Source organism: Actinoplanes octamycinicus (assembly GCF_014205225.1).
GTDB classification, from domain to species: Bacteria; Actinomycetota; Actinomycetes; order Mycobacteriales; family Micromonosporaceae; genus Actinoplanes; species Actinoplanes octamycinicus.
The window spans coordinates 9,177,391-9,198,590 of the sequence record NZ_JACHNB010000001.1; the positions used below are offsets into that span (position 1 = coordinate 9,177,391).

Here is a 21,200-nt window from a genome sequence, read left to right on the forward strand (position 1 = left end):
CCGAAGCAACACCCCGCACCCGCCCTCGCGTCTAGCGGATCAGCACACCCCGGGGTTCGAGGATGCCGTCCGGGCCCAGGTCGACCGGCTCCGCGGTCCGGTTGATCAGGAACCGGTGCTCACCGCGCCGGGCCAGCTCGACCCGGCCGCGCAGCTCCGGCGGCAGTTCGCTGGTCACCCCCGCGCCGTCCAGCAGCGCCGGCAGCACCGTGGCCAGGCCGTCCGGGCCCAGCCGGGTGGAGACGTACGCCGCGGATCCGGCGCCCACCGCGCGCCGGGTGATCGCCGCACGTTCCGCCTGCTCACCGGTCTTGTACCGGGCCAGGATCTCGACCGCCGGATCGGTCACGTCGATCCGGTCGGTCCACAGCGTGCCGGTCGTCCCGTTGTCCAGCTCGGCGGTCTCGCCGTCGAGCAGCGGGGCGAACTCCTCGATCCGGATGCCGAGCAGGTCACGCAGCGCTCCGGGGTAGCCGCCCAGCCAGATCTGGTCGTTCTCGTCAACGATCCCGGAGAAGTAGGTGGTGACCAGATGACCGCCATTCCCGACATATCGCTTCAAGTCGCTGGCCAGCTCCTCCGGCACGACATGCAGGATCGGCGCTATCACCAGCCGGTGGTCCGTCGTCAACGCCGGCACGACGTCCGCGCGGATGCCCAGGTCGAGCAGCGCGGTGTACCAGTCCAGCGCCTCCTGCTTGTAGCGCAGCCGGTCGGTGGGGTGCGAGTCGTGCTCGGACACCCACCAGGACTCCCAGTCGAACAGGATCGCCACGTCGGCCGGCGCCCGGCGAGTCCCGGCGACCGCGCTCAGCGAGGCAAGCCGCCGGCCGAGTGCGGAGACCGTACGGAAGATCGCACTGTCCTCGCCCGCGTGCGGAACCATCGCCGAGTGGTACTTCTCCGCGCCGGCCTTGGACTGCCGCCACTGGAAGAAGCAGACCGCGTCCGCCCCGTGCGCCACGTGGGTGAGCGCGTCCCGGTGCATCTCCCCCGGCTTCTTCGCCACGTTGACCGGCTGCCAGTTCACCGCGCTGGTCGAGTGCTCCATCAGGAACCAGGGCCGGCCGCCGGCGAGGTTCCCGGTCAGGTTCGCCGAGAAGGACAGCTCGTCGCGGGCCTGCGGGCCGGGCAGCACGTAGTGGTCGTTGGCGACGAAGTCCACCTCGGCCGCCCAGTCCGCGTAGTTCATCGGGCTCATCTCCCCCATCACCATGAAGTTCGTGGTGACCGGCAGATCCGGGGTGAGCTCGTGGAGCAGGTCCCGCTCGGCGATCAGATGCTCCTTGAGCGCGTCCGAGGAGAACCGCTTGAAGTCCAGCCGCTGGGTCGGATTGGGGTGGGTGGTGGCCTGGCGGGGCGGGATGATCTGGTCCCAGTCGGAGTAGCGCTGCGACCAGAAGTCGGTACCCCAGGCCGCGTTCAAGCCGTCCAGTGTCCGGTAACGATCGCGCAGCCAGGCGCGGAACGCCACCGCCGCGTCGTCCGAGTAGTCGTAGACGTTGTGGCAGCCCAACTCGTTGTTGACGTGCCAGGCGACCACGGCCGGGTGCTTGCCGTACCGGGTCGCCAGGGCCCGGACCAGGCGCAGCGCGTGCGCCCGGAAGACCGGCGAGGTGGGCCGCCAGTGCTGGCGGCCGCCCGGCCACACGGTGTTGCCCCGCTTGTCGACCGGCAGGATCTCCGGGTGCCGGGCGATCAGCCACGGCGGCGGGGAGGCGGTGGCGGTGGCCAGGTCGACCGCGATGCCACCGGCGTGCAGCAGGTCGATGATCTCGTCGAGCCAGGCGAAGTCGTACACCTCGGGCCGCGGCTGGATCCGGGCCCAGGAGAAGATCGCCAGCGAGACGACGGTGACGCCGGCCGCGCGCATCGCCCGGACGTCGTCGGGCCAGACCTCGCGCGGCCACTGCTCGGGGTTGTAGTCGGCGCCGTACTCAAGGCGGGGCGCCCCGGCGCGGCGCAGCCAGCGCCGGGGCGTCGTGTCGTCCGTTGTCATCGGATGGTGAAGCCCTGTTCCTGGCCGTACTTGGTGGAAGACTCCTGCCAGGCCTTCAGCCCGTCCTGCAGGGTGGATCCGCCGGTGTAGGCCTTGCCGACGGAGTCGTTGTAGACGCTGTTCGCGTAGACCTGGAACGGCAGGTACGACCAACCGGTCGCGACCTGGGCCGCGGCCTCGGCGAGCACCTCGTTGGCCTTCTGGCCGCCGAGGTAGGGGAACTCCTTGCTCTTGAAGGCGTCCGCGTTGATCTGCTTGGTGGTCGCCGGGAACGCGCCCTCATCGGTGCGGCTCTGCGCGCCGTCGCCGACCGTGGCGTACTTCATGAAGCCGTAGGCGAGGGTCTTGTTCTGGCTGGCCTCGGTGACGGCGAGCGAGCTGCCGCCGTTCTCCGAGGTGACCTTCTCGCCGGAGGCCCACTGCGGCATCGGGGCGACCCGCCACTTGCCGGACGCGGCCTTCACGCCGGACTCCAGGTTCGGCGGCATCCAGGCGCCGATCACCAGGCTGGCGATGGTGCCGTCACCGAGACCCTTGTACCAGGCGTCGCTCCAGCCGGGGACCGGCGCGAGCAGCTTCTTGTCGATCAGGCCCTGCCAGAGGCCGGTCCACTTCTTGGTGCCCGCGTCGTCGAAGTTGATCGAGACGTTCGTGCCGTCCACCCGGTACGGCCGCCCGCCGGCCTGCCAGATCATGCTGGTGGTGAAGCCGGCGTCGCCGCTGTCGCTGGTGATCCAGGACTTCGGGTTCGCCTTGTGCAGCTTCTCGGCCGCCGCGGCGTACTCCTCCCAGGTGGCCGGGACCTGGATGCCGTACTTGTCGAAGACCTCCTTGTTGTAGAACAGCGCCATCGGGCCGGAGTCCATCGGCAGGCCGTAGATCTTGTCGCCGGCGTGCACCGAGGTCCACGGGCCGGGGGTGAACGTGCCGTCCAGCGACTTGGCGCCGAACGTGTTCAGGTCGGCGACCGCCTTGGAGAGCGCGAACTGCGGCAGCGCGAAGTACTCGATCTGGGCGAGGTCCGGCACCCCGGTGCCCGCCTTGATCGCGTTCTGCAGCGCGGTGTACTGGTCGTTGCCACTGCCGTTCTTGATCAGGTTGACCTTGACCTTCGGGTACTTGACCTGGAAGTCGGCGACGACCTTGGTCAGCGTGGGCTCCCAGGCCCACACCGTCAGGTTGCCGCCGGCCTGCAGCGCCGCCTCGACATCGGCATCCGTCACGGTGGTTTTCGCCGGGGCGTCGTCCGTGCTGTCGTCGGACGAGCCGCAGCCGGATGCCAGAAGGGTTATGGACAAGGCGGCGCCGAGAAGCGCGCGCCGGCGGGTCATTCTCATGCGGTTCCCTTTCATTGTTTGACGCTGCCGACAGCCAGACCGGACTGCCAGTAGCGCTGGAGCAGCAGAAACGCGGCGATGAGCGGGACGATGGCCAGCAGCGAGCCGGTGATCACCAGGTGGAAGACGACGTCGCCGCCGACCGTCTGGGACTGCTGGTTCCAGGTGTAGATGCCCATCGTGATCGGGTAGAGGTTCCGGTCCTTCAGCATGATCAGCGGAAGGAAGAGGTTGTTCCAGGTCACCACCACGTTGAAGAGCAGCGCGGTGACCAGGCCCGGGGAGAGCAGCGGCACGGCGAGCCTGAAGAAGATCCGGAACTCGCCGGCACCGTCCACCCGGGCCGACTCGAGGATCTCGTCCGGCACCGTGTCGGTGGCGAACACCCACATCAGGTAGAGGCTGAACGGGATCATCAGGGACGGGATGATCACCGCCCAGACCGTGTCGGTGATCCCCATCTTCGCGAACAGCAGGAAGGTCGGCACGGCCAGCGCGGTGGGCGGCACCGCGACCGCGCCGAGGATCACCGCGAAGACCGCCTTGCGGCCGGGGAACGGGAACTTCGCCAGGCCGTACCCGGCGAGCGCGCTGAGCAGGGTGGCCCCGCCGGCGCCGAGCACCACGTAGAACACCGTGTTGCCGAGCCACCGCAGGTAGATGCCGCCCTGGTAGGTGAAGACCTCGCCGATGTTGTGGAACAGCGCGAAGTCCCCGCCGAACCAGAGCCCGAACGTACTGAGCAGCCCCTCCTGGGTCTTGCTGGCGCTGATCACCAGCCAGGCCAGCGGCAGCAGCGTGTAGAGCAGCATCACCGTGGTGAGCGCGGTCAGCGTCCAGCTCTTCGGCTTGCGGATGCGGACCGCTGCCGGTCGCGGTTGCCGGCGCGCCGCCGGGCGGATCGTGGGTGCGGCGACCATCACCCCGCCTTTCGTACGGCACGCGCCTGCACGACGTAGGCGACGAGCATGGTGAGCAGGCCCATCACCACGGCGACCGTGGCCGAGTAGTTGAACTGCTGGCCGCCGACGGAGAGCTGCCAGGCGTAGTAGTTCGGGGTGAAGTAGGTGAGGATCGCGTTCGGGGCGATGGTCCGCAGCACCACCGGCTCGGTGAAGAGCTGGAAGGTGCCGATGATCGAGAACATCGTGGTGATCAGCAGCGGGCCGCGCAGGGCGGGCAGCTTGATCGCCCGGATGATCCGGAGCTGGCCGGCGCCGTCGATCGCCGCCGCCTCGTAGAGCGAGGGGTCGACCACGCGCAGCGCGGCGTACAGGATGATCATGTTGTAGCCGACGAACTCCCAGGTGGTGATGTTGCCGATGGCGGCCAGCACCAGGTCCGGGGCGAGCGGGTCGGGCAACGTCGTACCGAACCAGTCGTTGACGTAGCGGATCAGGCCGAACTGGGTGCCGTACATGAAGCCCCACATCAGCGTGGCCACCACGGCCGGCACCGCGTAGGGCAGGAAGATCGCGATGCGGAAGAAGGACGCCCCGTAGAGCCGCCCGCTGTCGATCGCGAGCGCCACCAGCAGCGCCAGGACCAGCATGATCGGGACCTGGACCACCAGGAACAGGCTGACCCGGCCGACCGCCGACCAGAACTGCGGATCCTCGAAGGCCTTGGTGTAGTTCTCCAGCCCGACGAAGCCGGTGCCGCCGATCAGCTTGGTGCGGTAGAGGCTGAGATGGATCGAATAGGCGATCGGCGCGAGGAAGACCAGCGCGAACACCGCCAGGAACGGGGCAACGAACTGCCAGCCGATCCAGGACCGCCGGGTCACCGTGCCTCCTTACGTTGATTCGTGATGTCTATGTTTACGTAAACATGTTCGACCACGAGAGGAAATGTTTGCGTAAACATGTGTGCCGTATAGTGGCACGCGTCACCAGGGCGGTCAAGGAGTAACGACATCGAAGCGCAGCGTCTCCGCGGTGGATCCGACGTGCCCGGCGGGCGCCGCAAACAACGGGTGTCGATGGCCGACGTGGCCAAACTGGCCGGCGTCTCCTCGCAGACCGTCTCCCGGGTGGCGAACGGGCAGTCCGGCGTCGTCGAGGCCACCCGCGAGCAGGTGCTGGCCGCCATGCGCGAACTGGGTTACCGGCCGAACAGCGCGGCCCGCTCGCTGCGGTACGGGCGCTTCAACACGCTCGGGGTGATCCTCTTCGGACTCTCGTCGACCGGCAACAGCCGCACCGTCGAGGCGATCGCCACCCAGGCCGCCGCCGAGGGCTACGCGATCACGCTGATCCCGGTCGGGGTGCCCACCCAGGACAACGTGCTGGGCGCCTTCACCAGGATGGGCGAACTCGCCGTCGACGGCGTCATCGTCATCCTCGAGGTGCACCTGCTGGACGTGGCCACCGTCGCCCTGCCACCCGGCGTGCACGTGGTGGTCGTCGACTCGGATGCGGGAGAGCGTTATCCCGTCGTCGACACCGACCAGGCCGACGGCACCCGGCAAGCCGTCCGGCACCTGCTCGACCTGGGCCACCCCACCGTCTGGCACATCGCCGGGCCGGCCGAGTCGTACTCCGCGCAACGCCGCGCCCAGGCCTGGCGCCGGGTGCTGGAGGAGGCCGGCCGCCCGGTCCCGGAGATCGGCCGGGGCGACTGGTCGGCGGAGAGCGGCTACCAGGCGGGCCTGGCCCTGCCGGCCGAGTGCAGCGCGGTCTTCGTGGCCAACGACCAGATGGCGCTCGGGGTGCTCCGGGCGCTGACCGAGCGCGGACGGCGGGTGCCGGAAGAGGTCAGCGTGGTCGGCTTCGACGACATCGCGGACGCGTCGTCGTACCTGCCGCCGCTGACCACGGTGCACCAGGACTTCGCCGAGGTGGGACGGCGGTGCGTGCAGGCGCTGCTGGCCCAGATCGGCACCGGCTCGGCGGCGCCGGGCACCGACCTGGTGCCGACGCATCTGGTGGTGCGGGGTAGCACCGGGCCCTATCAGCGGGGATAGCGGGCGGACGCGGTCTCGGGGTTTTCCACACCGCGTGGCTGTCCACAACCCGCCGGCCGCCCGAGGCCCCAGCCCGGCACACTGGCAGCGGGGGCAACCCCCTGGGGAGGGCGGGACTGCGTGTGGCGGCTCGATGATCGATGGGCGCGGATGGCCGGCCTGTCTGTTTTCTGACCTCGCGGGTGGCGGGCGGGCGTGCCAGGCTGGCCGGAGGCGATCAGGAAGCGAGGCGAGCACTATGGACGGCGCGACTCTGCTGGACAAGGCCCGTGCGGCGACGGACGGTGCGATGGTGAGCCGGGTCTTCGGGGAGCCGGTGGAGCGGGACGGCATCGTCCTGCTGCCGGTCGCCCGGGTGAGTGCGGGTGGTGGTGGCGGGGCCGGCAGCGGCGGCACCACGGAGTCCGAGGCGGTCAGCGCACCGGCGCAGGGCGAGGGCAGCGGCGGGGGTTACGGGTTGACCGCCAAGCCGGCCGGGGTCTTCATCATCAAGAACGGCGACGTCTGCTGGAAACCGGCGGTCGACGTCAACAAGATCGTGCTGGGTGGGCAGGCGGTCGCGATCGTCGCGCTGCTGGTGGTGCGTTCGGTGCTCCGCCGCCACATGAAGCGGCGCCGCTGACCGGCCCGGGCCGTTCCGCGGGGTGTCTCGGCCGGACCGAGACACCGCTGCCGGTCAGCCCAGCATGCGGAACCCCGGCTGGCGTGCACGGGTCACTCGACGCGCCTGAGACACCCTCCGGGACCAGCCCGACACCCGCAACCCCGGCCCGCCAGCCCGACTCGCGGAACCGGGCTGGCGCCCAGGGGGCACTCGGTGGGTCGGGTCATTGCTGCCTGGCGGCTGGGTCAGGGCACCGCTGAGGGTTCGTGGTGCGGTTCGGTCGGCTCGGGGTAGCGGGCCACGCGGAGGCGGTAGGCGAAGATGGCCAGGGTGCCGGCGGTGCAGATCAGCCAGTACAGGGCGAAGTGGCCGAGTCCCTGCCAGAGGTAGCTGAGGCCGGCGTTGTCGACGGCGTAGGTGCCGATCTGGCGGACCGACCAGAACGGCATCAGTTTGGCGGCCAGGCCGTCCGGGTCGGCGAGCATCTGTACGGCGCACACGCTGAGCAGGGCCAGGGCACCCTCCAGCTCGCGGGGCAGCAGCGCGCCGACCAGGCTGCCGAACGGGGCCGCGACCAGGGCGGCGAGCAGCATGATCAGGCCGGTCGCGAACGGGTGCGGCACGGTCTGGTCCAGGCTGACCAGGGCCCAGTAGCCGAGCGCCAGCAGGGTGCCGGCGCCGCTCATCGCCAGGAGCCGGCCACCGACCAGACCCAGCACCGAGGCGCCGGAGAGCCGGAGCCGGGGGTCGACGCCACGGGAGGCGTTCACCACGAAGAGGGTGAGCGTGGAGATCGACCAGGCGATGCCGAGCGCCAGCATCCGGATCGACTGGCCGGTCAGGTCGCGCCGGACCAGGTAGAACCAGAGCGGCAGGGCGATCACCAGCAGCACCGCGGCCCGTCGCCGCCCCACCTCCCGGGCCGACAGCCCGGCCACCACCAACGCGGTCCCCGCATGCATGTTCATCGTTCCCCCAGGTCCAGGACGTGGTCGACGTTGCCCAGGTCGTGCAGCAGGTGGGTGACCACCACGACGGCGCGGCCGGCGTCGCGCCAGGCGTGCACCTGGCGCCAGAAGTCCAGGTAGGTGCCCTGGTCGAAACCCTGGTAGGGCTCGTCGAGCAGGAGCAGGTCGGGGCCGTGCAGCTCGCCGAGCACCAGGTTCAGCTTCTGCCGGGTGCCGCCGGAGAGCTGCTGGGCGCGCTGCCCCGGATCCGGGCGCCAGGCCAGCTTGGCGGCCAGGTGGGCGCCGGTCGAGCGGGCGCGGCGCGGGACCACGCCGGCCGCCGCGCCGAACAGGGCGAAGTGCTCGTCGGCGGTCAGCCAGCCGGCGGTGCCGCCGTCCTGCGGGACGTAACCGACCCGGCGGGTGCGGTGCACCGTGCCCGCGTCGGGACGGGTCAGGCCGGCGCAGATCCGGAGCAGCGTGGACTTGCCGCAGCCGTTGGCGCCGACGATGGCGGCGACCTGCCCACCGCGTACCGTCAGATCGACGTCCTGGAAGACGGTCCGGCGGCGATATCGCTTCCCCACCCCGGCCAGCCGCAGCAGGACCGGGCCGGCCGTCGCGAAGCGGGGCGGCTCCGGCCCGACCGGGGCGGACAGCTCGGCGACCAGGTGGCGGGCATAGAGGTGCGCGGGGCCGAAGAGGCCGGCCGGGTCGGCGGCGTGCTCGGCGGCCTGGGCGGCGGTGTCCTCGGTAAGGCGGCGGGCGCGCGGTTCCGGCACACCGAGGCGCACCAGCTCGGCCTCGAAACGGGTGGGCCAGCTCTCATACGTACTCAACGTGTCTCCTCCGGCGGAGCCGGCAGCGGATCCGGAGCCGCGCCGGCGACCGCGACCGAAGCGGGCTGTGCCGCCGCGAGCAGGATGTCGACGCCGTCCCGGAATCCGGCCCACTGACGCGCCTGAGCGGCCAGGACGTCGGCGCCGGCCGGGGTGATCTCGTAGTACTTCCGGCGCGGGCCGGACTCGGACGGCGCCCACCGGGGAACCGCGAGTCCCTGCTCCTCGAGCCGCAGAAGCGCAGGATAGAGGGTGCCGCCGGGCACGTCGGCGACCCCGGCTGCGGCCAGGCGCTGCGCCAGGCCGTAACCGTAGTCGGCGCGCTCGCGCAGCATGGCGAGCAGGCACAGGTCGAGGAAGCCGTGCAGCCACGGCTTGGGCATCATGTAGTCAGGCTAACTGCTTAGCAGTCCGCCTACCTAGTAGGGTTCCGGAAAAAGATCGGACCGGCAGTGCACAGAAAGCGGGCGGGAGGCGTCGAAGTGGATGTGACCTTCGAGCAATTCGCGATGGCCCGACTGCCCAGCCTGCTGCGCTACGCGGTCGTCCTCACCGGCGACCGGCACTTGGCGCAGGATGTCGTGCAGGAGGTGCTGGCCCGGGCCCATGTCCGGTGGCGGCGGATCAGTGAGGCGGACTCTCCGGAGGCGTACGTCCGGCGGATGGTGCTCAACGAGTACCTCTCCTGGCGGCGCTCCTGGTCGGTGCGCAACCTGCATCTCGCCGGCGAGCGCCTGGTCGAGATCGACGATGCCCGCGGCGGGGTGCACGACCACGCCGACCGGATCGCCGAGACCGACGCGCTGTGGCACCGCCTGGCAACACTCGGGCGCAAGCAACGAGCCGTGCTCGTACTCCGCTACTACGAGCAACTCGACGACGAATCCATCGCGGACCTGCTCAACTGCTCCCCGGCGACGGTGCGCAGCCAGGCCTCGAAGGCACTGAAAACGCTCCGGCTCGAGTCGGAGCGAGAGATCCTGATCCCCGTCGAGGAGAAGTCGTGACCTACCAGGGTGACCGGCTCAGGGAAACCTTCGAGAGCCACGAGTCACACATCGCAGACCCGGCCGAGGTGTACGCCCGGGTCGTCGAACTGTCCCGCAAGCACAAGCGGCGCCGGCTGGGCGCCTCGGTGGCCGGCGGCACCGCGCTGGGCGCCGGCCTGATCGCCGCGGTGGTCAACCTGCCGGCCGTCCTGCCCGGCGGCCCGGGCTCGTCGGACGGGACCGCGCCGATCGTGGCCGCCGCGCCGGCCAGCCCCTCCGCCGGCCCGTCCGCGAGCGTGTTCACCGAGCCCGACCAGAAGGAGTTCGACGCCTACTTCGGCGCCGGCTACGACTACGACGACGCGGTCGCGCTGGCCAAGCTGTGGAATCGGTCGACCGACGACATCGGCTCGGTCAAGGCCGAGGCCGGGCGCCTGCTGCTGGCCGGGCAGACGCTGCCGATCAAGCCCGGTTCCGCGGAGCCGGCCGAGCCGGGCGAGGGCAGCGGAGTCCCGGACACGGTGGTGAAGTTCTTCAGCGCCGGTTACGACTACGACGACGCGGTCAAGCTGGCCAAGATCTGGAAGCTGAAGACCGCGTGGGACGCGAAGGTCGAGGGCGGTCGGCGGCTCCTCGCCGGCCAGAGCCTGCCGTCGAGCGTCAAGCCCAACGCGGCGTCCGCCGAGGCGTACATGGAGGAAGTGCGGGCCAACGCGTTCTTCGAGGCCGGGTACGACGTCGACGACGCGGTGAAGCTGGCCAAACTGTGGAAGCTGAAGACCGCGTGGGACGCGAAGGTCGCGGGCGGCAAGAGGCTGCTGGCCGGACAGACGCTGCCGATCAAGCCGTGACCAGGTTGCGCCGGCGGACCGGCTTCGAGATCGAGTTGATGGCCCCTCCCGGAGCCAGCCGGCGCAGCCTCGCCATGGACCTGGCCGGACGCTGCGGGGGCAGCGTCCGGCCGGTGTGGCACTCCGACAGTGAACCGTCCCTGGTCCCCGGGCTGGGGCGGTTCCTGCACCTGACGCAGGGTTTCGAGGTGCGCCGCCCGGATGGCGCGCTGCTCTGCACCCTGGTCGACGACATCACCCTGCTCGCCGGCCTGGACCCGAAAGCGCCGCCGCTGCCCGGCTGGTTCCGCGTGCTGACCGACGACGCGCGGCTGCTGCGCCTGCTCTCCCGGCACAGCGACCCGGCCGGCACGATCGACGCCGCGCTCAAGCCGGCCGCCGAGCTCTGGGGCAGCCGGGTCCAGCGGATCGGCGACGTCTACCGGCTGGACGACGCGGCGAACGTCACGATCGCGCTGGCCGCCCCGCTCGGCGGGGAGCGGGAACGGCCGTGCGAGATCATCACGCCGCCGCTGACCGGCGACATCGAGGGATCGCTTGACGAACTGCTCACCCCGGCGCGCGAGCTCGGGTTCACCGTCCCTTACGAGGCCGCGGTGCACCTCCATGTGGACGGTGCGCCCTTCCGGGCGCCGCACGCCCTGGCCAACCTGGTCCGGCTCTTCGCGCACTGGCGCGAGCCGCTGCGGGAGGTGCTGCGCACCAACCCGGCCTGCCGCAGGTTGGCGCCGCTGCCCGGACCGCTGGTGGACGCGGTGGCCGAGGATCCGACGTACGACGATCTGCGCGCCGCCGCGACCGCGGGTGAGCTGACGAAGTACTTCGACGTGAACCTGACCCAGCTGCTCACCGACACCCCGATCCGGGACACCGTGGAGATCCGCATCCTCCCCGGCGCCATCGAGGCCGGCCCGATCGTCGACCGGGCGGCTCTGGTCGAGCTGCTGCTGGAGCGCTGCCTGGACCCCCACCCGATCCCTCCCGGCGGTGACGTGGACATGTTGCTGGAGCTGGCAGCGGAGGCGCTGGCCGGCCGCGACTGACATCGGTGGGCCGCCGGCGGAGCGCACGTCGGGCATGGCGGACGCCGGTGAGTCGCCCTCGGTACACCGGGCGGTCGCGGCTGACGCCGGGCGACGGTGTACCGGATCGGGTGAAAACGGGATTACTGACCGTTCGGCCCACTGTGGAGGCGCGGGGCGGCGGCTGTGATGGGGAAGGCGGGCCACGGTGACCGGGGTCCGGCGGCCGGCATCGGACCGACCCTGTGGAGTGACATGTCGTATCCACCGCAGCAGCCGTCCACCCCACCGCCCTTTCCATCGCAGCAGCCGCCCTCGTCGGCACCCTTTCCACCGCAGCAGCCGCCCTCCGCACCGCCCTTTCCACCGCGGCAGCCGCTCTCTTCGGCACCCTTTCCACCACGGCAGCAGTCCTCCGCACCGCCCTTTCTGCCGCCACAGGATCCTTATGCCGATTATCCGCCGACCCGGGCGCTCACCGATCCGTACAGCCAAGCGGGTCTGATCCCGAGCCATCCGCTGCCGCAACCGGCCGGCCCACCGCGCGGCCCGCTCTGGCCGTGGCTCGCCGCCGTGGCGGCGCTGTCGCTGCTCTTGCTCGCCGGTGGCGGCTGGCTGCTTTACGACCGCGTGCTGCGCGAGGACTCCGGGGTGGCCGCCTGCCGCGCCCTGGCCGGGCAGGAGAAGAGCAGCTCCGGCACCGCCGACGACAAGCTCACCAAGGAGGAATACCTGTCGATGCGGCAGGTGTTCGCCGACTCCCGTTACGCCGACCTGCGCGAGCACGGCACCAAACTGATGGACGTGCTCTGGCAGGTGTCCCAGCTGGGTGCGGACAACGAGATGGCGCTCACCTATCTGCAGCCGCTGACCGAGCACATCAGCGGCCTCCAGTCCGCCTGCGCCGACCACGGCGTGGTGATCGACCTCAAGCTGTCCGACTAGCGAGCACGGACAGCGGGCTCGCTCATCGCGGCGCATGGGAACTCCTGAGGTCATACAGCTCGGTGAGGGCAGCGGCGGTTACCTCGTCCTCCGGGAGAAAGGCCTCCAGATGCAGCTCGGCGAGGGTGACGTCGGTGGCGGTGCCGAAATGGGTCAGCGTCGTGATCAGGCGCAAATCGCGGTCGCCGAGTCGCAGCCGGAGCGGGACGGCCAGACCCAGATAGCTCGGCGAGAGCTCGTCCGGCATCGGCGGGGCCAGGTCGACGAGCTCCAGGGAGAGCTGGACGAGCCGGTCGGTCGGGTTGCGCATGCAATCGGCCTGGACCCGGTCGATCACGTGCCAGGCCCACTCGTCCAGGTTGACGATGCGCGGGGCGAGGCCCTCGGGGTGGAGCAGGAGCCGCGGCACGTTGACCGGCGGGGTGAGCAGGTGCTCGGCGACTCCCTCCATGATCAGGTCGAAGCCGGCGTTGGCGGAGAGCAGGTCGCCGCTGCGGTCGACGATCACCGCGGGATAAGGCAGGTGGCCGTGCAGGATGCGCTCCAGGGCGACCCGCACCGGAGCGAGCCGGGACGAGGCCGGATCGCTCTCCGGATAGGCAGGGGCGAAGCCGGCCGCCAGCAGCAGGTCATTTCGCTCCCGGATCGGCACCTCGAGCGACTCGGCCAGCCTAATGATCATCGAGCGGCCGGGGAGGGAGCGGCCGCTCTCGATGAAGCTGAGGTAGCGCTGCGTGGTGCCGGCCCGGGCGGCCAGCTCCAGCTGGCTCACCCGGCGCCTGGTCCGCCAGGTCCGCAGCGCGTCATTCACCGTTTGCACCGCTCCTGTGTACCGGTTCCGGTGCGGCCCGGCGATTCCCTGCCGGGAATTGCCGGGCCTCCGCGAGCGGCGCAAAGTCGTCGCCATGAGCGATGCGCAGGAAGCCACGAGCAGACTCGTCGACCGTTATGTGGCGCTGTGGGGTGAGCCCGACCCCGAGCGCCGCCGCGCCGCCGTCCAGGGGCTCTGGACCGACGACGCGGTGCACGTGCTGAAGCCGCCGGAGGAGATGCGCGCAGCCTCCGCCGCGCTGGGCTTCGACGATCAGGTTCTGGAGGCTCGCGGGCACGCCGCGCTGGAGGTCCGGGTGGCGCGCGCTCACCAGGAGTTCGTCGCCCCCGGCGCCTTCGAGTTCCGAGCGCTGGGTGACGCCGACCGGCTGGCCGACGTGGTGAAGTTCCGCTGGCAGATGGTGCCTCGAGGCGGTGGTGACGCGGCCGGCACCGGGCTGGAGGTGCTGCTCCTGGCTCCGGACGGCCGCATCGTCCGCGACTACCAGTTCATCGAGTGATCTGACCTCAATAGACGGTCGGCCAGCCCGAGGAACTCCAGGACAGCAGATTGATACCGAGCTTCGCATCGCCCGCGGAGGTGTAGTAGTGGTAGACGAGCACATCCGCGTCGCTGTCGGTGAAGACCGCCGGGTGGCCGGGGCCGTAGATGCCGTCGTGCGACGCCAGGATCTCGGTGCCGCCGCCGGCCGTGGTCAGGGTGCCGGCCCGGTCCTTGTAGGGACCGGTGATCGACGTCGACCGGGCCACCATCGTGCGGTATGTGCTGGACGCGCCCTTGCAGCACAGGTCGAAGGCCATGAAGAGGTAGTAGTACCCGTTGCGGTAGAAGATGTGCGGCGCCTCGACCGACTTGCTGTTCACGAACCGCTCGGCGATGTTGCGGATGGTGCTGTCGGCCCGCTTGCCGGTCGACGGGTTGAGCTTGACCATCTTGATCCCGGACCAGAAGGAGCCGAAGGTCAGCCACCACTCCCCCGACGGCGTGACGGTCAGGTTCGGGTCGATCGCGTTCCAGCCGCTGGTGGCCGTCGACTCGATCACCTTGCCGCGATCGGTCCAGGTGCCGGCCGCGCCGGTGGTGCTCGTCGCCATGAAGATCGCCGACTTGCTGGAGCCGAAGGCGGACGCGGCGTAATACATGACGTATCTCCCGCCACGGTGCGAGATGTCCGGCGCCCACAGCGTGGCGCTGCCGCCGGTGTAGGCGTTGGCCCACGGGGTGCCGTTCGGGAAGGCCTTGCCGGCGTCGGCGAACCGCGTCCGGTCGGTCGAGGTCTTCAGCGTGATGCCGTCGCCGGTGGCGGCCAGGAGGTAGCCGCCACCGGGCTTCTTCACGATCGTCGGGTCGTGCGCCGCGGTCGAGCCGGTGACCACGCCCGGGTGGGGATAGGTCGCGGCGTCGGCCGTGGTCAGGCCGTAAACGCTGGCTGCGACCGCGACGACGCCGGTGACACCGGCGAGCAGCAGCTTGCGCACGCGGGATCTCATCAAGGGTTCACCTTCCGGGGATGGGGATGGGGTGTGCCCGGAAGGTGTGCCGACGAGCCGGAAAGGTTGCCCGCCGGCCTGGACAAGATCAGGTCAGATCAGGTCGGCCAGCCAGTCCCGGCTCGCGGTCGCGATCCGCGGCGGGACACCCAGCTCGCCGAGCAGCTCGGCGGCCGCGGCCATCTCCTCGCGGCGGCGCACCGCGTGCTTCGTGGAGCCGTCGACCAGCCGATCGAGGGTGGCTGCGTCCGCCTTGATCAGCTCGGCGGCGATGGTGCCGCGCAGCCACTCCTCCAGGCCGGCCGCCCGCGCCGCGGTCAGCGCCTCCACCACGGCCGCGGCCATTCCTTTGTAGAAGACGCTGCGCAGCAGCTTGCGGGTGGCAGCGGTGCCGACCGGGCCGTCCAGCACCACCACGTCAGCGCCCAGGCCACCGAAGACGGTGGCGAGCCGGTGGGCCGCGGGGCCGGACATCGTCATCGGGGTGCGGAGACCGTTGCCGGGCACCGGGGACATCAGCGCGACGTCGACGACCTCCACGGCGCCGGCCGCTTCCACGCACAGGAGCTCTTTGAGTCCGGGGGCGGCCGTGGTGAGATCCGCCCAGATGGTCCCGGGGGCGCAGGCCGCCAGCGAGGCACGCAACGCGTCGACGGCGTCGGCCGCGCTGGTCACGCTGAGCACGATGTCCGCGCCGGCGCAGGCCTCCGCATCGCCGCCGGCGACGATCACGCCGGGCGGTGGCGCCACTCGCGGGTCGAACCCGCGGACCGTGGCCCCGGCCGCCACCAGGTCGGCGGCGATCAGGCTGCCCGCCTCGCCCAGCCCCAGTACCGCGAAGATCATGGCGAGGCCTCCAGATGCTCGGTCGTCACGGGCGACGGGTCGCCGCTGGACCCGGCGGGCCTGCGGTGTGCGAGCAAGTGGATGCATCGGTCGCCATCGCTCCATCTCCCGGGCCGGAAACGAGTGTTCCCGCATGCCAACAAGATTGTCAACAATTGTCTCGGCCTGGGGTTTGCCCTAGCTTGAACCGCGTGGCGACCGACCGCGTGCCGATTGTCAACAATGCGATTCGCAGAAGGAGGGTAGGCGCAATGACGGCATCCACCCTGGTGCTCACCGCTCATGTCGGTGACTTCGTCTGGCGCGCGGCAGGTGCGATCGCGCTGGCCCATTCGCGCGGCGAGCGCGTGGTGATCGGCTGCCTGAGCTTCGGCGAGCGGGGCGAGTCCGCCTCGCTGTGGCGCAAGGGATACTCCCTCGATCAGGTCAAGGCGGTCCGCCGGCAGGAGGCCGAGGAGGCCGCCAAGGCGCTCGGCGCGGAGATCCGGTTCTTCGACGCGAACGACTACCCGCTGGTCGAGACGCCGGAGCTGCTGCAGGGCCTGATCGACCTGTACCGCGAGGTGCAGCCGTCGGTGGTGCTGACGCACGCGCCGGCCGATCCGTACAACGGCGACCACGCGTTCGCGCACCAGATCGCGCTCAAGGCCCGGGTGCTCGCCCAGGCGCCCGGCGTGGCGGGACCGGGCGAGGTGATCGGCGCGCCACCGGTGTTCTGCTTCGAGCCACACCAGCCGGAGCAGTGCGGCTTCCTGCCGAACGTGCTGCTCGACGTCACCGACGTGTGGGAGCGCAAACGCGAGGCGATGCAGGTGCTCGCCGCGCAGAAGCACCTGCACGCCTACTACACCGAGCTGGGCGCCCGGCGCGGCCTGCAGGCGGCCCGCAACTCCGGTCCCAACCTCGGCCTGCCCAACGACACCCGGGCCGAGGCCTACATGCGCATCTACCCGCAGGTCACCCGGGAGCTGTCGTGAGCCGCCACGTCGTCGTCCGGACCTTCGAGCGGATCGATCCCGAGGTGGCGAAAGGACTCGCCGAGCAGGGCGCGTCCACCGTGCACGAGGCCGACGGGCGGCGCGGCGCCTTCCGGCCCGAGCTGCACCCGCTCCAGCGGGGCGTGCGGATCGCCGGTGCCGCGGTGACCGTCTCCTGCCACCCCGGCGACAACCTGATGATCCACGCGGCGGTGGAGACGGTCCGGCCCGGCGACGTCGTGGTCGTCACCACGACCTCGCCGTCCACCGACGGCATGCTCGGCGACCTGCTCGCCACGTCGCTGCGGGCGCACGGCGCGGTCGGCGTGGTCATGGACGCCGGCGTGAGGGACGCGGCGGAGCTGCGCGCGATGGGCTTCCCGGTGTGGACCCGGGCGATCAGCCCGCAGGGGACGGTCAAGGCCAGCCCGGGCTCGGTGAACGTGCCGGTCACCATCTGTGGCCAGGTGGTCGGGCCGGGCGACGCGGTGATCGCCGACGACGACGGCATCGTGGTCGTCCCCCGCGACCGGGCCGCCGGCGTGCTCGTCGCGGCGCGGCAGCGCACCGCGAACGAGGAGTCGAAACGGGCCAGGCTGGCCGCCGGTGAGCTGGGCGTGGACCTGTACCGGCTGCGGCCGCTGCTCGACCGGCTCGGGGTGGAGTACCGATGAGCGCCCCGGTCCCGGTTCTGATGATGCGCGGCGGGACGTCCAAGGGGGCGTACTTCCGTGCCGAGGACCTGCCGGCCGACCCGGCCGAGCGTGACCGGCTACTGCTGGCGATCATGGGCTCACCGGATCCGCGGCAGATCGACGGGATCGGCGGCGGCCACCCGCTGACCAGCAAGGTCGCCGTGATCAGCCGTTCCGGGCACCCGGCGGCCGACGTCGACTACCTGTTCCTGCAGGTCCAGGTGGACAAGCCGGTGGTCAGCGCGGAACAGCCGTGCGGCAACATCCTGGCCGGTGTCGGGCCGTTCGCGATCGAGCGCGGCCTGGTCGGCGTCCAGGGCCGGCAGACCCCGGTCCGGGTCCGCATGGTGAACACCGGAGCGCTGGCCGTCGTCACCGTGCCCACGCCGGACGGCCGCGTCGAGTACGCCGGGGACACCGCCCTCAGCGGCGTCCCCGGCACCGCCGCCCGGATCGAGGTGGAGTTCCGGGACACCGCCGGCTCGGTCGCCCCGGGCCTGCTGCCCACCGGCCGGGTCCGCGACGACCTGGACGGCGTCCCGGCCACGCTGATCGACAACGGCATGCCGGTCGTCCTGCTCAACGCCGACGACCTGGGTGTCTCCGGCTACGAGACGCCGGCCCAGCTGGAGGCGCACGCCGCCCTGTGCCGCCGGGTGGAGGGGCTGCGGCTGATCGCCGGCAAGCTGATGGGCCTGGGCGACGTCTCGGCCACCACGGTGCCGAAGATGTGCCTGATCGCGCCGGCAGCGCACGGCGGCACGCTGAGCACCCGGATGTTCATCCCGCACCGGGTGCACGCCTCGATCGGCGTGCTCGCGGCGGTCAGCGTCGGGACCGCCGCCGCCGTCCCGGGCAGCATCGCCTTCCTGCCGGAGCGGCCGGAGACCATCCGGCTGGAACACCCGACCGGCTTCTCCGACGTGGTCGTCGACGTCGCAGCGGCCGGCGACGAGATCACGGTCGGCCGGTCGGCCATCGTGAGCACCGCCCGCCTGCTCCTGGAGGGGCAGGTCCACCCCCCGCGAGGAAAGCCATGGCTGAACGCACCCGCGACATCGCCCACGTCTCCGCCGTCGAGCTCTTCACCCCGGTGCTGGACGACACCGTGCGGTTCTTCACCGACCAGATGGCGATGGAGGCGGTCGACCGTCGCGGCCACAGCGTCTACCTGCACACCTGGGACGACTACGAGCGGTTCTCGCTCAAGGTGACCGCCGCGCCGGCCTCCGGCATCGGGCGCAGCTGGCTGCGCGCCCGGAGCCCGGAGGCGCTGGAGCGCCGGGTCGCCGCGATCGAGAAAGCCGGCTTCGGCGAGGGGTGGAACACCGACGAGCCCGGCTACGGCCCGGTCTTCCACTTCACCGATCCGGACGGGCACCGGTTCGGGCTCTACTGGGAGACCCACCGCTACGTCGCCTCGGACGAGACCCGGCCCTCGTTGAAGAACCAGGCCGCGAGGTTCCCGGGCCGCGGCTCGAACGTGCGCCGCCTGGACCACATCAACTTCCTGGCCCGGGACGTGCCGGAGAACGAGACGTTCGTCAACGAGGCGCTCACCGGCCGGCCCAGCGAGCAGATCGTGCTGGACGACGGCACCAAGGCCGCGGTCTGGTACACGTTCAGCGACAAGTCGTACGACGTGGTCTACACCCGGGACTGGACCGGCTCGACCGGGCGGCTGCACCACATCGCGTTCGCCACCGACACCCGCGAGGACATCCTGCGGGCCGCGGACGTGTTCCTGGAGGCCGGCGTGCACATCGAGACCGGCCCGCACAAGCACGCCATCCAGCAGACCTTCTTCCTGTACGTCTACGAGCCGGGCGGCAACCGGATCGAGCTGTGCAACGCCGGCGCCCGGCTGCTGCTCGCCCCGGACCACGAGGTGGTCACCTGGACCGAGGCGGAGCGCGCCAAGGGCCAGGCCTGGGGCCTCAAGACCATCGAGACGTTCCACACCCACGGGACGCCTCCGGTGGCCGAGTCGGAGTGGGCCTGACCCACGGCATGCCTCCGGTGGCCGAGTCGGAGTGGGCCTGACCCACGGGACGATCACGGCCGGCGATCCGGGCGGATGCGACCGGGCAGGCGGCAGGACAGCCCGGTCGACCTGCTCAACCTGAACCTGGTCACACCCGGGAGCTGAGCCGCTCGGCGGACCGGTCCAGCATGGTGCCGACCACGCTGGCCAGCATCCGCCGGCTGACCAGGCGACCGGCGCCGGTCATCACCTTGTTGAGCGCGCCGGTGACCACGCTGGGCGGTGGGTTGCGCCGGTCCAGGGCGCGCAGCGCGGCGTCGACGACCTGGTCGGCTCGCATCCGGCGGGTGCCGCCGTCGGCGCCCTGACCGGCGACCTCGAAGAACTCGGTCTCGGTGGCGCCCGGGGAGACGGCGAGCACGCGCAGGCCGGTGCCGCGGGACTCGTACCAGAGCGCCTCGCTGAAGCTGAGCACGAACGCCTTGGTCGCGCCGTAGACGGCCATCCGCGGATTCGGCTGGTAGGCGGCGACGCTGGCCAGGTTGATCAGGAAGCCGTGGCCGGCGCGCAGCTCGTCGATGAATGCCCGGGTGATGCCGACCAGGCTGGTCACGTTGAGGGTGATCTCGTCGGTGACCCGGCCCGGATCCTCCTCGTGGAACGGCCGGTTGGTGCCGAACCCGGCGTTGTTGATCATGCTGGTGACCGGCGTGCCGGCGAGGGCCGCGTGGAGGCGCTCGCCGGCGTCCGGGACGGCCAGGTCCATCGCGATCGTGGTGACCGTGCCGCCGGCGGCCGTCAGCTCCGCCTGAAGCTCGGCGAGACGGTCGGCGCGGCGGGCGACCAGCACCAGGCCGGCCCCACGGGCGGCGAGCTTGCGGGCGAACTCGGCGCCCAGCCCGGCGCTGGCGCCGGTGATCAGGACGGTCTGTGCTCGGTAATCGACTGCGCTCATGGTGTGCATGCTATGCCTACTTGGCACTTGGTGCCAAGCAGTCATCGCCTGTTAAAGTGGCGGCATGCCCGAGCAGACCCTCTGGAACCGGACCCGCCAGGCGGTCTACGACGAGATCGCCCGGACCGCGATGGAGCTGTTCCTGACGCGTGGGTTCGAGGCGACCACGATCGACGACATCGCCAAGGCGGCCGGCATCTCCCGGCGCTCCTTCTTCCGCTATTTCGGGACCAAGGAGGACATCGTGCTCGGCGATCTGGCCGCGCAGGGCGAGCTGGCGGCCCGGGCCCTCGCCGAGCGGCCGCAGAGCGAGGACCCGTGGACCGCGCTGCGGAGCGCGTTCCACGCGATCAAGGACGTCACCTACGACGCGGACACCATGCTCAAGGTGTCCAAGATGATGTACGAGACGCCGTCACTGCGCGCCCGGCACATCGAGAAACATCTCCGGTGGCAGGAGTCCCTGGTCCCGGAGCTGCGGCGGCGGCTGCGGGCCGATCCGGACGACCCGCTGGACGTCCGGGCGGAGGCGCTCGTCGCCTGTGCCATCACCTGCCTGGACGTGGCCGGCGAGGCGTGGACGCGGGCGAACGGCGCGGTCCCCCTCGAAGACCTGTTCGACTCGGCGGCCGCCGCCCTCCGCCCCTGACCCGGCCCACGCCGCGCACCGGCGTGCCGGGCGGAGCCGGTCGACGCGGCGGAACCGGAGCCGGCCGTCCCGATGCTGGCCGGAAGCGCCGCCGGCCGGTGACGGCGCGCGGCTACTCCTCGTCCTTGTCGTCACGGCGGTCACGGACTTTCCGGACCACCGTGACGGCGGCGCCGGCCAGGGTGAGCAGGGCGATGCCGAACTGCACCCAGGCGGTGGCGTCGGAAAGCCAGGCAGAGGCGGCGGGAACCATGACGCGAACGCTCCTCGGGTA

The 21,200-nt window shown here is 71.1% G+C and carries 24 protein-coding genes; 12 read left to right on the top strand and 12 right to left on the bottom strand.

The genetic code is table 11. The features are described from left to right. Nucleotides 1-31: 31 nt before the first annotated feature. The 4 genes from BJY16_RS41485 to BJY16_RS41500 form a co-directional block, all read right to left on the bottom strand. On the bottom strand, nucleotides 32-1,999 hold the full coding sequence (locus tag BJY16_RS41485) for a beta-galactosidase (protein ID WP_185045049.1): 1,968 nt from the start codon (nucleotides 1,997-1,999) through the stop codon (nucleotides 32-34). Continuing rightward, a complete protein-coding gene (locus BJY16_RS41490) occupies nucleotides 1,996-3,222 on the bottom strand; it encodes an ABC transporter substrate-binding protein (RefSeq protein WP_239176647.1) in 1,227 nt (408 codons plus the stop codon). Before BJY16_RS41490 ends, BJY16_RS41485 begins: the two co-directional genes overlap by 4 nt. A gap of 125 nt (nucleotides 3,223-3,347) precedes the next feature. Continuing rightward, complete coding sequence (locus tag BJY16_RS41495; protein WP_185045052.1) at nucleotides 3,348-4,256, bottom strand: carbohydrate ABC transporter permease; 909 nt, start codon at nucleotides 4,254-4,256, stop codon at nucleotides 3,348-3,350. Further along, entirely contained in the window at nucleotides 4,256-5,122 is an 867-nt protein-coding gene (locus tag BJY16_RS41500) for a carbohydrate ABC transporter permease (RefSeq protein WP_185045054.1), read from the bottom strand. The genes BJY16_RS41495 and BJY16_RS41500 overlap by 1 nt, the downstream gene beginning before the upstream one ends. Nucleotides 5,123-5,317: 195 nt before the next feature. Here BJY16_RS41500 and BJY16_RS41505 point away from each other — a divergent pair, with 195 nt between their 5' ends. Both BJY16_RS41505 and BJY16_RS41510 read left to right on the top strand, forming a co-directional pair. Beyond that, a complete protein-coding gene (locus tag BJY16_RS41505; protein ID WP_185045056.1) occupies nucleotides 5,318-6,301 on the top strand; it encodes a LacI family DNA-binding transcriptional regulator in 984 nt (327 codons plus the stop codon). Between the two features lie 238 nt (nucleotides 6,302-6,539). Beyond that, entirely contained in the window at nucleotides 6,540-6,923 is a 384-nt protein-coding gene (locus BJY16_RS41510) for a spore germination protein GerW family protein (protein ID WP_185045058.1), read from the top strand. Between the two features lie 227 nt (nucleotides 6,924-7,150). Here the strand turns inward: BJY16_RS41510 and BJY16_RS41515 are convergent, their stop codons facing one another. Genes BJY16_RS41515 through BJY16_RS41525 form a run of 3 tightly spaced genes read right to left on the bottom strand, consistent with a single transcriptional unit; the run spans nucleotide 7,151 to nucleotide 9,077 of the window. Then, entirely contained in the window at nucleotides 7,151-7,873 is a 723-nt protein-coding gene (locus BJY16_RS41515) for a hypothetical protein (protein WP_185045060.1), read from the bottom strand. Beyond that, on the bottom strand, nucleotides 7,870-8,691 hold the full coding sequence (locus BJY16_RS41520; protein ID WP_239176649.1) for an ATP-binding cassette domain-containing protein: 822 nt from the start codon (nucleotides 8,689-8,691) through the stop codon (nucleotides 7,870-7,872). The genes BJY16_RS41515 and BJY16_RS41520 overlap by 4 nt, the downstream gene beginning before the upstream one ends. Further along, on the bottom strand, nucleotides 8,688-9,077 hold the full coding sequence (locus tag BJY16_RS41525) for a PadR family transcriptional regulator (protein ID WP_185045061.1): 390 nt from the start codon (nucleotides 9,075-9,077) through the stop codon (nucleotides 8,688-8,690). Before BJY16_RS41525 ends, BJY16_RS41520 begins: the two co-directional genes overlap by 4 nt. A 102-nt stretch (nucleotides 9,078-9,179) precedes the next feature. Here BJY16_RS41525 and BJY16_RS41530 point away from each other — a divergent pair, with 102 nt between their 5' ends. From BJY16_RS41530 to BJY16_RS41545, 4 genes are all read left to right on the top strand, one after another. After that, complete coding sequence (locus tag BJY16_RS41530; protein WP_185045062.1) at nucleotides 9,180-9,698, top strand: SigE family RNA polymerase sigma factor; 519 nt, start codon at nucleotides 9,180-9,182, stop codon at nucleotides 9,696-9,698. Further along, on the top strand, nucleotides 9,695-10,531 hold the full coding sequence (locus BJY16_RS41535) for a hypothetical protein (RefSeq protein ID WP_185045064.1): 837 nt from the start codon (nucleotides 9,695-9,697) through the stop codon (nucleotides 10,529-10,531). Before BJY16_RS41530 ends, BJY16_RS41535 begins: the two co-directional genes overlap by 4 nt. Continuing rightward, a complete protein-coding gene (locus BJY16_RS41540; protein ID WP_239176650.1) occupies nucleotides 10,528-11,574 on the top strand; it encodes an amidoligase family protein in 1,047 nt (348 codons plus the stop codon). Before BJY16_RS41535 ends, BJY16_RS41540 begins: the two co-directional genes overlap by 4 nt. Before the next feature lie 552 nt (nucleotides 11,575-12,126). After that, the gene (locus BJY16_RS41545) at nucleotides 12,127-12,498 is read left to right on the top strand and encodes a hypothetical protein (RefSeq protein ID WP_185045066.1); all 372 of its coding nucleotides are present in this window, start codon (nucleotides 12,127-12,129) and stop codon (nucleotides 12,496-12,498) included. A gap of 22 nt (nucleotides 12,499-12,520) precedes the next feature. Here BJY16_RS41545 and BJY16_RS41550 read toward each other — a convergent pair whose 3' ends face one another. Beyond that, nucleotides 12,521-13,318 carry a helix-turn-helix domain-containing protein gene (locus BJY16_RS41550; RefSeq protein ID WP_239176652.1) on the bottom strand — a complete coding sequence of 266 codons (798 nt, stop codon included), beginning with the start codon at nucleotides 13,316-13,318 and terminating at the stop codon, nucleotides 12,521-12,523. 85 nt (nucleotides 13,319-13,403) lie between these two features. Here BJY16_RS41550 and BJY16_RS41555 point away from each other — a divergent pair, with 85 nt between their 5' ends. Then, on the top strand, nucleotides 13,404-13,829 hold the full coding sequence (locus BJY16_RS41555; protein ID WP_185045070.1) for a hypothetical protein: 426 nt from the start codon (nucleotides 13,404-13,406) through the stop codon (nucleotides 13,827-13,829). Nucleotides 13,830-13,836: 7 nt separating this feature from the next. On the opposite strand, the gene BJY16_RS41560 is transcribed toward BJY16_RS41555, so the two are convergent. Further along, on the bottom strand, nucleotides 13,837-14,820 hold the full coding sequence (locus tag BJY16_RS41560; protein WP_185045072.1) for an arabinan endo-1,5-alpha-L-arabinosidase: 984 nt from the start codon (nucleotides 14,818-14,820) through the stop codon (nucleotides 13,837-13,839). Nucleotides 14,821-14,913: 93 nt separating this feature from the next. Beyond that, a complete protein-coding gene (locus tag BJY16_RS41565) occupies nucleotides 14,914-15,666 on the bottom strand; it encodes an NAD(P)-dependent oxidoreductase (RefSeq protein WP_185045074.1) in 753 nt (250 codons plus the stop codon). Nucleotides 15,667-15,917: 251 nt separating this feature from the next. Here BJY16_RS41565 and BJY16_RS48075 point away from each other — a divergent pair, with 251 nt between their 5' ends. The 4 genes from BJY16_RS48075 to BJY16_RS41585 are packed head-to-tail and all read left to right on the top strand — an operon-like array spanning nucleotide 15,918 to nucleotide 19,340. Continuing rightward, nucleotides 15,918-16,643 carry a PIG-L deacetylase family protein gene (locus BJY16_RS48075; protein ID WP_185045076.1) on the top strand — a complete coding sequence of 242 codons (726 nt, stop codon included), beginning with the start codon at nucleotides 15,918-15,920 and terminating at the stop codon, nucleotides 16,641-16,643. Continuing rightward, nucleotides 16,640-17,317 (top strand): 4-carboxy-4-hydroxy-2-oxoadipate aldolase/oxaloacetate decarboxylase, encoded by a 678-nt coding sequence (locus BJY16_RS41575; RefSeq protein ID WP_185045078.1) that lies wholly within the window; start codon nucleotides 16,640-16,642, stop codon nucleotides 17,315-17,317. The genes BJY16_RS48075 and BJY16_RS41575 overlap by 4 nt, the downstream gene beginning before the upstream one ends. Further along, nucleotides 17,314-18,552 (top strand): 4-oxalomesaconate tautomerase, encoded by a 1,239-nt coding sequence (locus BJY16_RS41580; RefSeq protein ID WP_239176654.1) that lies wholly within the window; start codon nucleotides 17,314-17,316, stop codon nucleotides 18,550-18,552. Before BJY16_RS41575 ends, BJY16_RS41580 begins: the two co-directional genes overlap by 4 nt. Beyond that, nucleotides 18,435-19,340, top strand: a complete 906-nt coding sequence (locus BJY16_RS41585) for a VOC family protein (protein WP_239176678.1) — start codon at nucleotides 18,435-18,437, stop codon at nucleotides 19,338-19,340. The genes BJY16_RS41580 and BJY16_RS41585 overlap by 118 nt, the downstream gene beginning before the upstream one ends. A gap of 130 nt (nucleotides 19,341-19,470) precedes the next feature. Here BJY16_RS41585 and BJY16_RS41590 read toward each other — a convergent pair whose 3' ends face one another. Next, complete coding sequence (locus BJY16_RS41590) at nucleotides 19,471-20,277, bottom strand: SDR family NAD(P)-dependent oxidoreductase (RefSeq protein ID WP_185045081.1); 807 nt, start codon at nucleotides 20,275-20,277, stop codon at nucleotides 19,471-19,473. A gap of 64 nt (nucleotides 20,278-20,341) precedes the next feature. On the opposite strand from BJY16_RS41590, the gene BJY16_RS41595 reads away from it, so the two are divergent. Beyond that, on the top strand, nucleotides 20,342-20,926 hold the full coding sequence (locus BJY16_RS41595) for a TetR family transcriptional regulator (protein ID WP_185045083.1): 585 nt from the start codon (nucleotides 20,342-20,344) through the stop codon (nucleotides 20,924-20,926). 112 nt (nucleotides 20,927-21,038) lie between these two features. Here the strand turns inward: BJY16_RS41595 and BJY16_RS41600 are convergent, their stop codons facing one another. After that, nucleotides 21,039-21,179 (bottom strand): hypothetical protein, encoded by a 141-nt coding sequence (locus tag BJY16_RS41600; protein ID WP_185045085.1) that lies wholly within the window; start codon nucleotides 21,177-21,179, stop codon nucleotides 21,039-21,041. Between the last annotated feature and the right edge of the window lie 21 nt (nucleotides 21,180-21,200).

What these genes read in the sequence shown, in the direction of transcription:
- BJY16_RS41485 (WP_185045049.1), bottom strand. Translation starts at nt 1,999, where the DNA reads ATGACAACGGACGACACGACGCCCCGGCGCTGGCTGCGCCGCGCCGGG.
- BJY16_RS41495 (WP_185045052.1), bottom strand. Translation starts at nt 4,256, where the DNA reads ATGGTCGCCGCACCCACGATCCGCCCGGCGGCGCGCCGGCAACCGCGA.
- BJY16_RS41505 (WP_185045056.1), top strand. Translation starts at nt 5,318, where the DNA reads ATGGCCGACGTGGCCAAACTGGCCGGCGTCTCCTCGCAGACCGTCTCC.
- BJY16_RS41510 (WP_185045058.1), top strand. Translation starts at nt 6,540, where the DNA reads ATGGACGGCGCGACTCTGCTGGACAAGGCCCGTGCGGCGACGGACGGT.
- BJY16_RS41515 (WP_185045060.1), bottom strand. Translation starts at nt 7,873, where the DNA reads ATGAACATGCATGCGGGGACCGCGTTGGTGGTGGCCGGGCTGTCGGCC.
- BJY16_RS41525 (WP_185045061.1), bottom strand. Translation starts at nt 9,077, where the DNA reads ATGATGCCCAAGCCGTGGCTGCACGGCTTCCTCGACCTGTGCCTGCTC.
- BJY16_RS41555 (WP_185045070.1), top strand. Translation starts at nt 13,404, where the DNA reads ATGAGCGATGCGCAGGAAGCCACGAGCAGACTCGTCGACCGTTATGTG.
- BJY16_RS41560 (WP_185045072.1), bottom strand. Translation starts at nt 14,820, where the DNA reads ATGAGATCCCGCGTGCGCAAGCTGCTGCTCGCCGGTGTCACCGGCGTC.
- BJY16_RS41565 (WP_185045074.1), bottom strand. Translation starts at nt 15,666, where the DNA reads ATGATCTTCGCGGTACTGGGGCTGGGCGAGGCGGGCAGCCTGATCGCC.
- BJY16_RS48075 (WP_185045076.1), top strand. Translation starts at nt 15,918, where the DNA reads ATGACGGCATCCACCCTGGTGCTCACCGCTCATGTCGGTGACTTCGTC.
- BJY16_RS41580 (WP_239176654.1), top strand. Translation starts at nt 17,314, where the DNA reads ATGAGCGCCCCGGTCCCGGTTCTGATGATGCGCGGCGGGACGTCCAAG.
- BJY16_RS41590 (WP_185045081.1), bottom strand. Translation starts at nt 20,277, where the DNA reads ATGAGCGCAGTCGATTACCGAGCACAGACCGTCCTGATCACCGGCGCC.
- BJY16_RS41595 (WP_185045083.1), top strand. Translation starts at nt 20,342, where the DNA reads ATGCCCGAGCAGACCCTCTGGAACCGGACCCGCCAGGCGGTCTACGAC.
- BJY16_RS41600 (WP_185045085.1), bottom strand. Translation starts at nt 21,179, where the DNA reads ATGGTTCCCGCCGCCTCTGCCTGGCTTTCCGACGCCACCGCCTGGGTG.